The sequence below is a fragment of the Nocardioides sp. W7 genome, from assembly GCF_022919075.1.
In the GTDB taxonomy this organism is placed as follows: Bacteria; Actinomycetota; Actinomycetes; order Propionibacteriales; family Nocardioidaceae; genus Nocardioides.
In genome coordinates this window covers 1,572,945-1,585,436 of sequence record NZ_CP095078.1, presented here as the reverse complement: position 1 = coordinate 1,585,436, position 12,492 = coordinate 1,572,945, and the positions used below count along the sequence as shown (strand labels likewise).

The following is a 12,492-nucleotide window of genomic DNA, read 5'->3' as shown; positions in this document are numbered from 1 at the left end:
GTCGTCAGGCGCGTGCAGTGCCAAGGCGGAGGAAGGAAGGCGGCCTCCGGCGGAGCGCAGCGGAGCGGCCGTCGACCGACGACAACGCAGGCAATGTGCGTGCATGGCGGCGCTCAATCCCATTCGAGGCCGCCGCGTCGCCATACATAGGCGTAGGCGACGAAGACGGTGCCGATGAAGAGGACCATCTCGATGAGGCCGAAGAACTTCATCGCGTCGAAATGCACGGCCCAGGGGTAGAGAAAGATGATCTCGATGTCGAAGACGATGAAGAGCATCGCGGTGATGTAGTACTTCACCGGGAAGCGGCCGCCGCCCACGGGCTGCGGCGTCGGCTCGATGCCGCACTCGTAGGAGTCGAGCCGCGCACGGTTGTAGCGCTTCGGCCCGATGAACGCGGACATGGCCACCGATCCCACGGCGAACAGAGCCGCGAGCGCGGCCAGAAACAGCACCGGGGTGTAGAGCTCCATACCGTCGGTCCTCCCCTTGCAGGTCGCCGTGGTCAGTCCACTTTTGTGCCTTTGTGAATCGAATCACGAAGTGGTTTCGCGCACATACTGCCACTCGGCCACCCCGGCCGCACGCCGGGGGGACTTTGGTCCTGACCTGCGCATTTAGTCAACGCGAGAGTGTCCTAATTCAGAGCGAGCCTGACCTGCGAGAACGAGTTCCATGACGCAGATCACTCCAGCGCGTTCTAGTCGACAGAACGCGGCTCGGCCAGCGGTCCGCCATGTGATAACGGTCAGCGACACACGGGACGTCATCCGCCCCGGCTGCCCTGGCCACCTCTTCGGATGACGCCCCGGTGTCAGGCGCCGGCCGCGGTCCCTCGTCCCGGGCGGGCGGTCCTCGCGAAAGGGGACGGCGATCCCTACCGGCTGGGCCGCCGGGACGCCGAGGCTGACCGGCGACGTGCCGGAACCTGCCGGCACCCCTCCGAGAGGACCCACCCGATGCACCGTCGTACCCGAGTCACCGTCGTCGCCGTCGTCGCCGCTGGCACCGTCACCGTCGCACTCACGGCCGGTGCGGCCTTCGCCCTGTGGAGCGCCGACGGCTCCGGTGCCGGCGCGGCCACGACCGCCTCCGCGCAGAACCTCACCGTCACCGCCGCGGCCACCGACGCCGGGCTCTGGCCCGGCGGGCCCGCCGGGGCGGTCGGCTTCACCGCCACCAACCCCAACCCCTACCCGGTCGTCCTGACGGGCGTGTCCTACGACGACGTCGACGCCGGGGGCGCCTGCGAGGCCGACGACGTGACGCTGGCCCCCGGGGCTCCCACCGCCGTGAACGTCACCGTGCCGGCCAACGGCACCGCCAGCGCGACCATCCCGGGCGTGCTCGGCCTCGCGCAGACCGCCGGCGACGAGTGCCAGGGGGTCACGCTGACCGTCGACCTGGCGCTCACCGGCTCCCAGCAGTGACTCGGCGAGCCAGGAGCGGTCGAGCCCTGGTGGCGCTCGGCGTCCTCCTGGTGAGCCTCGGCCTCCTCGCGGCGACCGCGCTCGCCCTGCCCGGGGCGGCCGAGCGGCCGGTCAAGGCCGCGCTGAGCGTCTCGCAGCGCGGCACGGTCGCCAGCCTCTACCCCGGGCGGAGCACGAAGGCGACGGTCGTGGTCCGCAACACCTCGAAGCGGCCCGTGCGGATCCGCAGCGTCACCGCCCGCCCCCAGGCCACTCCGGGGTGCCCGGGCGCGATGCTCCGGGTCGGCAAGGTGCGGTCCCGGAAGGTCCTGCGCCCGCGTCGCAGCCTGGTCGTACGACTGCCCGTCCAGCTGGTCCGCGCCGCACCCGACTCGTGTCAGGGCCGCCGATTCCGACTCGCCCTTCGCGTCGACGGTACGACGACCCGCTGACCGACCGCCTCCGTCTCATCTCCCCCGTCCGAGCCGCCCGCCCGCCCCGCCCCAGCAGGAGACCCGCCATGTCCCGCACCCGCTCCCGGATCGCCGTCGCCGTGCTCTGCGCGCTCACGCTCTGCCTCGGCACGCTCGCCTGGGCGTCCTGGACCTCCGGCGCGCACGGCCGCGCCGGGGCGCGGACCTCCCAGGTGCCGCCGCCGGCGGCGCCGACGGCGGCGGCCGTGGCGGGAGGTGCCGACGTCTCCTGGTCCGAGGTCCGGGTCGGCGGGGTTCCGGCGAGCGGCTACCGCGTGCTGCGCACGCACCAGGAATCCGGCGCCACCGTGCCGGCGACGGGGACCTGCGCGGGCACGGTGACGGCGACCTCGTGCCGCGACACGGCCGTCGAGCCCGGCACCTGGACCTTCGCCGTCCGCGCCGAGCTGGGCCCCTGGACCGGACCCGCATCGGCGCCGAGCGCTCCGGTCGAGGTGTCCGGCGAGGTCGAGGCCAGCATCGAGGTGATGCCGCGTCAGGCGAGTCCGGGCGACGACCTCACGGTCTCCGGTGCCGGTTGGCCGGCCGGCACCGAGGTGCGGGTCGAGCTCGGGACCGAGCGGGCCTGCACGCTGAGCGCCGGCGACGACGGCCACGTGGCGGACACCTGCCAGGTCCCCGACCTCCCCAGCGGGAGCCACCCCGTGCGCGCCGTCGGCGGGGTGCGCGTCGCGACCGCCGGCTCGGTCGTCGTACGACCGGTGGTGCGGCAGGTGAGCCCGGCGGTCACCGGCGGCGGCCGACTCTCGCTCCGGCCGCGCGGTTTCGCCGCGGGCGTCCAGCTCCAGATCACCCTCGGCGATCGCAGCCTGGGCGCCCTCACCACCGACAGCCACGGCCAGACGGGGCTGAGCCAGCTCACGGTCCCGGCCGACCTGGCTCCGGGGACGTACGCACTGCGGGTCGCCGACCCGGCAGGCGGCGAGGCGACGACGCCCGTCGAGGTGGTCACCGCCAGCCTGCAGGTCGCTCCCGCCGCCGCGGCGCCGGGTGACCACGTGAGCGTCACCGGGGCCGGCTGGCCCGAGTCCGCCCAAGCGGTCCAGGTGCAGATCGGCGCGTCCTCGTTGTGCACGCTGACGCCCGACGAGGCAGGCACCGTCTCCGACTCCTGCACCGTCCCCGACGTCCTGGGTGGTGCTCGTGAGGTGCGGGCGACCAACGGCGTCGCCACCGCTGCCGCCGGCTTCGAGGTGCTGGCGTCGGTGCACCCCTCGACACCGTCGGTCAGCGCCGGCGCCGACCTCACCCTGACCGGCCGCGGTTTCGCCGCGACCGGTCAGCAGGTCGCGATCACCGTCGGCGGCGTCGCGGTCGTCCCGACCGGCACCGCCGCCGTGGGCGGCAACGGGCGGGTCAGCGCAGCGATCACGGTGCCCGCCCTCGACGGCGGGCCTCAGGAGATCACGATGACCGAGCCGGGCGGGCGCTTCGCCACGTCCTCCGTCGAGGTCGTCGCGCCCCGGGTCACCCTCTCCCGCCACACGGGAGCACCCGAGAGCACCTTCCAGGTCAGCGGGCAGGACTGGCCCGGCGAGTCCGTCGTCGCCCTCCACCTCGGTCCCAACAACCCCTGCTCGTTCATCACGGACGTCACCGGCTCCTTCGGCCCGGGCTCCTGCGCGGTGCCGACCGTCGCCGGCGGCACCTACCCGGTGCGGGCGAGCGGCGGCGGAGCACACGTGAACCTGCCCGGCTTCACCGTCGTCGGCAGCGTCTCGGCGAACCCCAACCGGGTCGCCGCCGGCCAGACCACCACCCTCGCCGCCTCCGGCCTCGCCGCCAGCAGCGACGTCACCTTCACCATCGGCGAGAGCGCCGTCGCCACGGGACGCACCACGGTCAGCGGCCGGATCACCTCGGTCGCCGCCACGGTCCCCGGCCTCTCCCCCGGCACCCACCCCCTCCGGGTCGCCGACGCCGCCGGCAACACCGCCACCACCGACCTCACCGTCTTCGCCCCCGCCGTCCAGCTCACCACGCACACCGGGGCGCCCGACAGCACCTTCCAGGTCAGCGGGCAGGACTGGCCCGGCGGGTCCGTCGTCGCCCTCCACGTCGGTCCCAACAACCCCTGCTCGTTCATCACGGACGCCACCGGCTCCTTCGGCCCGGGCTCCTGCTCGGTGCCGAACGTCGCCGGCGGCACCTACCCGGTGCGGGCGAGCGGCGGCGGCGTACAGGCACCCCTGCCCGTCGGGTTCACCGTCGTGGGCAGCGTCTCGGCGAACTCCACCCGGGTCGCCGCCGGCCAGGCCGTCACCCTCTCCACCTCCGGCCTCGCCGCCACCAGCGACGTCACCTTCACCATCGGCGAGACCACCGTCGCCACCGGACGCACCACCACCGTCGGCCGGATCACCTCGGTGCCCGCCACCGTCCCCGACCTCGCCCCCGGCACCCACCCCCTCCGGGTCACCGACGCCGCCGGCAACACCGCCACCACCGACCTCACCGTCTTCGCCCCGGCCATCGAGCTGACCAGCCACACCGGGATCCCCGGCAGTACCTTCCAGGTCAGCGGGCAGGACTGGCCCGGCGGGTCAGTCGTCGCCCTCTACCTCGGCCCCAGCAACCCCTGCGCGTTCATCACGGACGCGAGCGGCTCGTTCGCCCCGGGGAACTGCGCGGTGCCGTTCACCGCCGGCGGCAGCTACCCGTTGCGCGCTACCGGTGGCGGCGTCGAGGTGAGTTTGCCGGGGGCGTTCAGCGTCGTCGGTGTCGTCTCCGCGAGCCCGGCCCGCCTGAGCGCCGGTCAGGCCACCACCCTCTCCGCCTCCGGACTCGCCGCCAGCAGCGACGTCACCTTCACCATCGGCGAGACCACCGTCGCCACCGGACGCACCACGACCATCGGCCGGATCACCTCCGTGCCCGCCACCGTCCCCGACCTCGCCCCCGGCACCCACCCCCTCCGGGTCGCCGACGCCGCCGGCAACACCGCCACCACCGAGCTCACCGTGTTCGCCCCCACGATCGAGCCGTCCACCCGCAGCGCGGCGCCGGGCAGCACCTTCCGGATCAGCGGGCGCGGCTGGCCCGCGAGCGTCAATGTCACCATCCAGATCGGCAGCCCCAACCCCTGCACGTTCCACACCGACGCCACGGGTGCCTTCGGACCCGGGACCTGCACCGTGCCGACCATGGCCGGGGGCAGCTACGACCTGACCGCCGCCGGCGGGGGGCCGGCGATCTCGGCCGGTACCTTCACCGTCGTCGGCAGCGCCACCGCCGCGCCGGCCCGGGTCGCGCCCGGCCAGACCACCCAGCTCGAGATCCTCGGGCTGGCGGCCACCAGCGACGTGTCCGTCACCCTCGGCGGCACCGAGCTCGCCACGGGACGTACTGATCGCTCTGGACTGCTCCGCGCGCTCCCCGTCCCCGTGCCCGACCTCTCCGCGGGCCTCCACGAGCTCACGGTGACCGACGCGGCCGGGAACACCGCGACCGTGGTCCTGACCGTCCACCGGGTCACCCTGGTGCCGGCCGTGGGCTCCGGCGTGGCGGGCACCGTGTTCCGTGTCGACGGGACGAGCTGGGTCCCGGGGAGCTCCGTCGTCGTGTCCATCGGCGGGACGCACAGCTGCGCGATCGCGGCCGACGCGCAGGGCGTCCTCTCCGCAGCGTCCTGTCAGGTGCCCCAGCTCGCCCCGGGGACGTACGACGTGCGCGCCACCGGCGGCGGGCCGTCGCTCACCCTGCCGGCCGCGTTCACGATTCTGCCGCCGGGCTGAGCGAGCCGCCGCCTCGGCGGCCCCGGGTCCGTCGTCAGCAGGTCGCGCGGTGCAGGGCGACGATGCCGCCGGAGAGGTTCTGCCACTCCGGGCGGGCCCAGCCGGCCTTCGCGATCAGCGCGGCGAGGCGCTCCTGGTCGGGCCAGGCCCGGATCGACTCCGCGAGGTAGACGTAGGCGTCCGGGGAGGAGGAGACCGCGCGCGAGATCGCGGGCAGCGCCTTCATGAGGTACTCCAGGTAGACCGTGCGGAACGGCGCCCAGGTCGGGTGGCTGAACTCGCAGACCACCAGCCGACCCCCGGGACGGGTGACCCGCTGCAGCTCGGCCAGGCCGGCGAGCGGGTCGACGATGTTGCGCAGCCCGAAGGAGATCGTGACGGCGTCGAAGGTGTCGTCGGCGAACGGGAGCCGGGTGCCGTCGCCGGCCGTGAACGGCAGGTGCGGGCGCGCCTGCTTCCCCACCCGGAGCATGCCCAGCGAGAAGTCGCACGGGACCACGGTCGCTCCGCGGTCGGCGAACGGCTGGCTCGACGTACCGGTGCCGGCCGCGAGGTCGAGGACCCGCTCCCCCGGCTGCGGGTCGACCGCCGCGATGACGGACCTGCGCCAGCGCCGGTCCTGACCCATCGAGAGGACGTCGTTGGTGACGTCGTAGCGACGCGCGACCGCGTCGAACATGCGTCGGACGTCGGTCGGCTGCTTGTCCAGCTCTGCACGGGCCACCCGCACAGGCTAGATGCGACACGTCGGGAGTCCGGAGCCGGATGCAACCAACTCCCCTCCCCAGGCGTCTCCCTCGTGTTCGGAGATCCCCCCGATCAACCCCCGTAGCAAAGGACACCGTCATGTTGCTCGTGCGCCGCCTGGTGCTCGTCGTCACGCTCGCAGTCCTGGTCTCGGCCACGGCGTACGGCGCCGGCTGGGCGAGCCAGCAGGAGGACCGTCGGGCCACCGCTCCCGCGTCTGCCCCCGTCGCCGTGTCCGCGGCCCGGCCCGCGATCCTCGCCCCCGGCGACCGGGGTCGACGGGTCCGCGCCCTGCAGGCCCGGCTGGTCCAGCTCGACTGGTTCCAGGCCGACCCCACCGGGCGGTACGGCGACCTGACCACCGACGCCGTACGCGGCTTCCAGGGCAAGCGGGGAATCCCCGTGACCGGCGCGGTCGACCGGCGCACACTGCGCCGGCTCCGGACGATGACGACCGCGCCCACCCGGGCGGAGATGCGGGGCGGCGGGAGCAACGTGCCGGGTCCGCTCGACCGGCGTTGCCGGACCGGCCGGGTCGTCTGTGTCGACAAGTCGAGCCGCACCCTGCGCTGGGTGGTCGACGGCGAGGTGCTGAAGACCGTCGACGCCCGCTTCGGCGGCCCCGGCCTGGCGACCCGCGAGGGTGCGTTCCGGGTCCAGCGCAGGAGTCGTGACCACGTGTCGAGCCTCTACGGGTCCTCGATGCCGTTCGCGATGTTCTTCAGCGGCGGCCAGGCGGTCCACTACAGCCCCGACTTCGTCGCGGTCGGGTACGCCGGCGCGTCCCACGGCTGCGTGAACGTCCGCGACCGCGAGGCGATCGCCTGGCTCTTCGACCAGGTCAGGGTCGGCGACCCGGTCATCATCTACCGCTCCTGACCCCACCTGACCGCGGTCGACCCTGCCGAGTCAGCACGAATGGGGGGCCGAGTCAGCACCAGTAGTGCTGACTCGGCGAGCTTGTCGTCGGGTCGGGTCTCGGGTCAGGCGACGGCGGTCGCGAGCTCGTCGAGCAGCGCGAAGGCCTCCTCGACCGTGACGCCCTGGGCCTGCACCTGGATCGTCTGACCCGCGGTCGGCAGCTGGCAGCTGATCGAGGTCGGCGCACCGGCGTCCTGGCCCGCGGCCACCGCCTGGTAGCTCACCGAGCACAGGGCGTCGTCCTGCCGCACGAGCTCGGACGTGGACCGGGCCATGCCCTCGGCCTCGGCGTCGACCGGCGGGTCGCCCGGCGCGAAGGCCTGGGCCTCGCCAGCGAACACCGTCACGAGCGCGAACTTCTGCAGCGACTCGTCGGTGTAGGTCCGAAACGACGGCGCGTCGTCGTACACCTCGGCGTACGCCTGCTCGGCGAAGGCCCGCCGCTCCGCCTGGCGCTCGATCGCCTCGGCGTCGATGCCGGCCTCGGCGGGCAGCTCGTCGGGCTTCAGCGCGTCGGTGGCGGTCCAGCCGCCGGGGAGCGTGGCGGGCAGGTCGGCGGCACCGGTCGAGCCGGTCTCGCCCTGCGCCTTGGGGAGGGCCACGGCGAGCACGATCAACAGCCCGAGGACGACCGCGCCGAGGCCGAGGCCGACGGCGCGCTGGACGGCGGGAGTGTTCTGCACGCCCGTGACGTTACCCACGAACCCTGTGAGCCGGGCAAGTGGCCCACTCCGGCGCCGACTACGCTCGTGTCGTGACATCGAGCGCGACCCCGGACGGGCAGCCTCCGGCCGGCCCCCTGGTCGCCCGGACCGTGCCCGTCGATCCCGCCGTCGCGGACTCGCTCCTCGACCTGCTCCCCCGCGACCGCCCGGTGACGTGGCTGCGCCGGGGCGAGGGCCTCGTCGGCTGGGGCGTCGCGGCCGAGGTGCGCACCAGCGGACCCACCCGGTTCGCCGACGCCGCGAAGTGGTGGAGCGAGGCGACGGCACGCGCCGTCGTCGACGATCACGTGCAGGAGCCGGGCACCGGGCTGGTGTCCTTCGGCACCTTCGCCTTCGCCGACGACCCCGGTGACTCGCTCCTCGTCGTCCCGTCCGTCGTGGTGGGCCGGCGCGGCGACTCCGCCTGGCTGACGACGGTCGGCGCCGAGGTCGAGCTCCCGGTCGCCCAGGACGTCCCGCCCGCGCCCGTCGGCGTCCGGTTCGCCGACGGCGCCCTCAACGGCGAGCAGTGGATGACGGTCGTCGCCGACGCCGTCGCCAGGATCGAGGCCGGCGACCTGGAGAAGGTCGTCCTCGCCCGTGACCTGATCGCCACCGCCACCGACCCCATCGACGTCCGCTGGCCGCTGCGTCGCCTCGCGTCCGGCTACCCCATGTGCTGGACCTTCCACGTCGACGGCATCTTCGGCGCCACGCCGGAGATGCTCGTCCGCCGCGAGCGCGGCCTCGTCACCTCCCGCGTGCTGGCCGGCACCATCCGTCGTACCGGCGACGACGAGCGCGACCTCGCCCTCGCTGCGACCCTGGCCCGCTCGTCGAAGGACCTCGAGGAGCACGAGTACGCCGTCCGCTCGGTCGCCGACGCCCTCGAGCCGCACTGCTCCTCGATGAACGTGCCCGAGGCGCCGTTCGTGCTGCACCTGCCCAACGTCATGCACCTCGCGACGGACGTGAACGGCGTCGTCCACGACGCCGCTACCGTCTCGTCGCTGCAGCTCGCCGAGGCGCTGCACCCCTCCGCGGCCGTCGGCGGCACCCCCACCCCCGTCGCGACGGCGCTGATCGCCGAGATCGAGGGCATGGACCGGGGCCGTTACGCCGGGCCGGTCGGCTGGATGGACGCCTCCGGCGACGGCGAGTGGGGCATCGCCCTGCGCTCGGCGTCCCTCGACGGTGCCACCGTGCGGCTCTTCGCCGGTTGCGGGATCGTGGGCGACTCCGACCCGGAGGCCGAGCTCGCCGAGGCGCAGGCCAAGTTCGTGCCGGTTCGGGACGCGCTCGCGCCCTGACGCCGGTTGAGGTGCGAAGGACGAAGTCCTGAGCCTCGAAACCCAGCTGGTCCCTCGGACGACCTCGATCACGGCCGACCCGCCACCCACCGGGTTTCGAGGCTCGTCGCTAGCGCTCCTCACACCTCAACCAGCGTCAGGCCGCGCGTCCACCGGCGTCAGGCCAGCTCCTCGCCGTCGGCGAGCCGGACGTAGCTGAGGCCCTGCTTCGGCAGGAACGCGTTCATGTGCGTCTCTACGAAGCCGAGCCCGACGTCGGAGTAGATCCGGTCGTGGATCGCGAGGTTGCGCGGCGCCTCGACCGAGCGCGCGAAGTCGATGGCCTCGGAGATCTTCAGCCACGGGGCGGAGACCGGCGCCAGCAGGACGTCGACGTACTCGCCGGGACCGGTGAGCGCGTCGCCCGGGTGGTAGACCTTCTCGGCGCCAGCGGTGATGACGAAGCCGCTGTTGTGGAAGCGCGGGTAGTCGGGGTGGATGACCGCGTGCAGCTCCCCGACCGCGCGCACCGGCAGGCCGGCGACCTCGAAGGTCTGCCCGGGCAGCACGACCGTGGTCCGCTCGGCGACCTCGGGCACGTCCTCGCGGATCTTCGCGGCGACCGCGTCGATCGTGAAGACGGGTACGTCGATCGCCGCGAGGTGGTCGGGCAGGTAGTGGTCGACGTGCTCGTGGGTGATCAGCACCGCGTCCGCGCCGTCGAGCGCGGCCCGGTCGGTGAACACCCCGGGGTCGAGGACGATGGTGGCGCCGTCGTGCTCCACCCGGACGCAGGCGTGGCCGAACTTCGTGATCCGCATGACGACCAACCTAATCGGGTGGCCGGGTGGGTCCACGGACCGGGATGATCCGTGCGTGCTCGAAGTGCTGGTGTCCGGTCTCGTCACCGGCTGGGCGATCGCCATCCCGATCGGCGCGGTCGGGGCGTTCCTGGTCACCCTCACGGCCCGGACGTCGTACCGCGTCGGCGCGGCGGCCGCACTCGGCATCGCCACGGTCGACGGGGTGTACGCCGCCCTCGCGGTGCTCGCCGGCGCGGCCCTGTCGGCGCTGCTCGAGCCGGTCGCGACGCCACTGCGGCTCGCGTCGGCCGCGGTGCTGCTGGTGATCGCCGCCCTGACCGCCTGGCACGCGGTCCGCTCGTCCGGGAGCACCCGGACGCCACGGCCGATGAGCCCGCGCGCGGCGTACCTGCTCTTCGTGGGCATCACCGCGGTCAACCCGGCCACCGTCGTCTACTTCGCGGCGATCGTGCTCGGCAACACCGACCTGACCTCGACCGCGGCCGAGGGGGCGGTCTTCGTCGCCGCGGCGTTCGTCGCCAGCGCCTCCTGGCAGCTCGCCCTGGCCGCCGGCGGCGCGGCCCTCGGACGGGTGGCCACCGGTCCGCGGGGGCGGTTGCTGACGGGCCTGGTGTCGGCCGCGGTCATCGCCGGGCTGGCGCTCCATACGATGCTCGGGTGACCACCACCTCGGACGGCGTGACGATCCGCCCCGCGAGCCCGGTCGACGCCGAGGCGCTCGCCCACCTCCACCTCGACGTCTGGGACGACGCGTACACCGGCCTGATGCCGCAGCAGCTGCTCGACGACCGGCGAGAGAAGGTCGCCGAGCGGATCGAGCGGTGGCGCGAGATCCTCGGCTCCGGAAGCGAGCCGACGTACGTCGCCGCCGGCCCCGACGGGCTGGTCGGGTTCGCCTCCGCGGGTCCCGGCCGGGACAACGACGTCGACACCGAGCTGGAGCTGAAGGCGCTCTACGTCCGCGCCGCGCACTGGGGCACCGGCGTCGGCTACGCCCTGCTGGAGGAGGCGATCGGCGACCGGGCGGCGTACCTCTGGGTCCTGGCGGGCAACCAGCGGGCGATCGCGTTCTACGAGCGGCAGGGCTTCCGCCTCGACGGCACCCAGGACGAGCACGACGAGGGCCTGCACGTCCGGATGCTGCGGGCCGGCACGTGACCCGCTTCGACCTGTCCGACCCGACGTTCGACGTCACCTCGGCGCAGGTGCACGCCGCCCGCGACGAGGACTGGTACGTCGAGACGAACTGGGGCTGGGCCGTGCTCCGGTACGCCGAGGTCTCCGCCCTCCTCAAGGACCGGCGGTTCCGGCAGGGCAACGCGCGCTGGCCGGCGCAGAACGGCATCCACTCGGGGCTGTTCAGCGACTGGTGGCAGGAGACCCTGCTCAGCCTGGAGGGCGACGACCACGCCCGGATCCGGCGGCTGATGGTGCCGGCGTTCCGCAAGAGGACGATCGAGGCGATGCGCCCGCGCTTCCAGGCGCTGGCCGACGAGCTGATCGACGGGTTCGCCGACCGCGGCGAGGTGGAGTTCATCGGCGAGTTCGCCGAGCCGTACGCCGCTCGGATCATCTGCGTGCTGCTCGGCCTCGACGAGTCGCACTGGCGGCAGGTCGCGCACTGGGCCGACGACCTCGGGGCGTCGTTCTCGATCGACGTCGGCCGCCAGGTGCCACGGATCGAGGCGGCCCTGACCGGGCTGCACGGCTACCTCGACGAGGTTGTCGACGACCGGATGGCGCACCCCCGCGACGACCTGGTGACGACCCTGGTGCAGGCGTCGGTCGAGGGCGAGCGGCTGACCCGCCACGAGCTGGGCGTCGCGCTGGTCTTCCTCGCCTTCGCGGGCATGGAGACCACCCGCAACCAGCTCGGCCTGGCCCTGCAGACCCTGCTGCAGCATCCCGACCAGTGGCGGCTCCTCGGGTCTCGTCCCGAGCTCGGCGGCAACGCGGTCGAGGAGGTGATGCGGGTCAACCCGACGGTCACCTGGGTCACCCGCGAGGCACTCGAGGACGTCGACTTCCAGGGCCTGCACATCCCGCGCGGCGGGATCGTGCAGATGCTCTCGCACAGCGCCGGCACCGACCCGGCGGCGATGCCCGACCCGGCGTTCGACATCTCCGAGCAGCGGCCGCCGCACCACGGCTTCGGAGCCGGGGTGCACCACTGCCTGGGCCACTTCGTCGCCCGCACCGACATGGCCGTCGCGCTGCCGCTGCTCGCCCGCCGGATGCCGGACGCCGTACCCGACGGCCCGGGCCGCTGGCTGCCGGTCAGCGGCAACACCGGGGCCCTGGAGTTCCCGATCCGGTTCACCCCCGGCCACTGATCCCAGCCCACCGAGTCGGCAGTAATTACTGCCGACT

The 12,492-nt window shown here is 73.7% G+C and carries 12 protein-coding genes; 8 read left to right on the top strand and 4 right to left on the bottom strand.

The features are described from left to right. Positions 1 to 113 precede the first annotated feature (113 nt). Positions 114 to 473 (bottom strand): NADH-quinone oxidoreductase subunit A, encoded by a 360-nt coding sequence (locus MUB56_RS07500; RefSeq protein WP_244931280.1) that lies wholly within the window; start codon positions 471 to 473, stop codon positions 114 to 116. A 486-nt stretch (positions 474 to 959) separates the two neighbouring features. On the opposite strand from MUB56_RS07500, the gene MUB56_RS07495 reads away from it, so the two are divergent. The 3 genes from MUB56_RS07495 (at position 960) to MUB56_RS07485 (ending at position 5,637) form a co-directional block, all read left to right on the top strand. Next, positions 960 to 1,430 carry a hypothetical protein gene (locus tag MUB56_RS07495; protein ID WP_244931279.1) on the top strand — a complete coding sequence of 157 codons (471 nt, stop codon included), beginning with the start codon at positions 960 to 962 and terminating at the stop codon, positions 1,428 to 1,430. Between the two features lie 29 nt (positions 1,431 to 1,459). Next, the gene (locus MUB56_RS07490) at positions 1,460 to 1,861 is read left to right on the top strand and encodes a hypothetical protein (protein ID WP_244931278.1); all 402 of its coding nucleotides are present in this window, start codon (positions 1,460 to 1,462) and stop codon (positions 1,859 to 1,861) included. Between the two features lie 68 nt (positions 1,862 to 1,929). Next, positions 1,930 to 5,637, top strand: a complete 3,708-nt coding sequence (locus MUB56_RS07485) for a hypothetical protein (RefSeq protein WP_244931277.1) — start codon at positions 1,930 to 1,932, stop codon at positions 5,635 to 5,637. A gap of 34 nt (positions 5,638 to 5,671) precedes the next feature. Here the strand turns inward: MUB56_RS07485 and MUB56_RS07480 are convergent, their stop codons facing one another. Continuing rightward, a complete protein-coding gene (locus tag MUB56_RS07480) occupies positions 5,672 to 6,361 on the bottom strand; it encodes a demethylmenaquinone methyltransferase (protein WP_244931276.1) in 690 nt (229 codons plus the stop codon). 122 nt (positions 6,362 to 6,483) lie between these two features. Here MUB56_RS07480 and MUB56_RS07475 point away from each other — a divergent pair, with 122 nt between their 5' ends. Further along, positions 6,484 to 7,263, top strand: a complete 780-nt coding sequence (locus MUB56_RS07475; protein ID WP_244931275.1) for a L,D-transpeptidase family protein — start codon at positions 6,484 to 6,486, stop codon at positions 7,261 to 7,263. 104 nt (positions 7,264 to 7,367) lie between these two features. Here the strand turns inward: MUB56_RS07475 and MUB56_RS07470 are convergent, their stop codons facing one another. Further along, positions 7,368 to 7,988 carry a hypothetical protein gene (locus tag MUB56_RS07470; protein ID WP_244931274.1) on the bottom strand — a complete coding sequence of 207 codons (621 nt, stop codon included), beginning with the start codon at positions 7,986 to 7,988 and terminating at the stop codon, positions 7,368 to 7,370. 71 nt (positions 7,989 to 8,059) lie between these two features. Here MUB56_RS07470 and MUB56_RS07465 point away from each other — a divergent pair, with 71 nt between their 5' ends. Continuing rightward, the gene (locus tag MUB56_RS07465; protein WP_244931273.1) at positions 8,060 to 9,319 is read left to right on the top strand and encodes an isochorismate synthase; all 1,260 of its coding nucleotides are present in this window, start codon (positions 8,060 to 8,062) and stop codon (positions 9,317 to 9,319) included. Positions 9,320 to 9,477: 158 nt separating this feature from the next. On the opposite strand, the gene MUB56_RS07460 is transcribed toward MUB56_RS07465, so the two are convergent. After that, positions 9,478 to 10,119: an MBL fold metallo-hydrolase gene (locus MUB56_RS07460; protein ID WP_244931272.1), complete on the bottom strand. Its 642-nt coding sequence runs from the start codon at positions 10,117 to 10,119 to the stop codon at positions 9,478 to 9,480. Positions 10,120 to 10,174: 55 nt separating this feature from the next. Here MUB56_RS07460 and MUB56_RS07455 point away from each other — a divergent pair, with 55 nt between their 5' ends. From MUB56_RS07455 to MUB56_RS07445, 3 genes are read left to right on the top strand one after another with little or no spacing between them, the layout of a single operon-like run. Next, positions 10,175 to 10,783, top strand: a complete 609-nt coding sequence (locus tag MUB56_RS07455; protein WP_244931271.1) for a LysE family transporter — start codon at positions 10,175 to 10,177, stop codon at positions 10,781 to 10,783. Then, on the top strand, positions 10,780 to 11,280 hold the full coding sequence (locus MUB56_RS07450; protein ID WP_244931270.1) for a GNAT family N-acetyltransferase: 501 nt from the start codon (positions 10,780 to 10,782) through the stop codon (positions 11,278 to 11,280). Before MUB56_RS07455 ends, MUB56_RS07450 begins: the two co-directional genes overlap by 4 nt. Continuing rightward, positions 11,277 to 12,455 (top strand): cytochrome P450, encoded by a 1,179-nt coding sequence (locus MUB56_RS07445; protein WP_244931269.1) that lies wholly within the window; start codon positions 11,277 to 11,279, stop codon positions 12,453 to 12,455. The genes MUB56_RS07450 and MUB56_RS07445 overlap by 4 nt, the downstream gene beginning before the upstream one ends. Positions 12,456 to 12,492 lie beyond the last annotated feature (37 nt).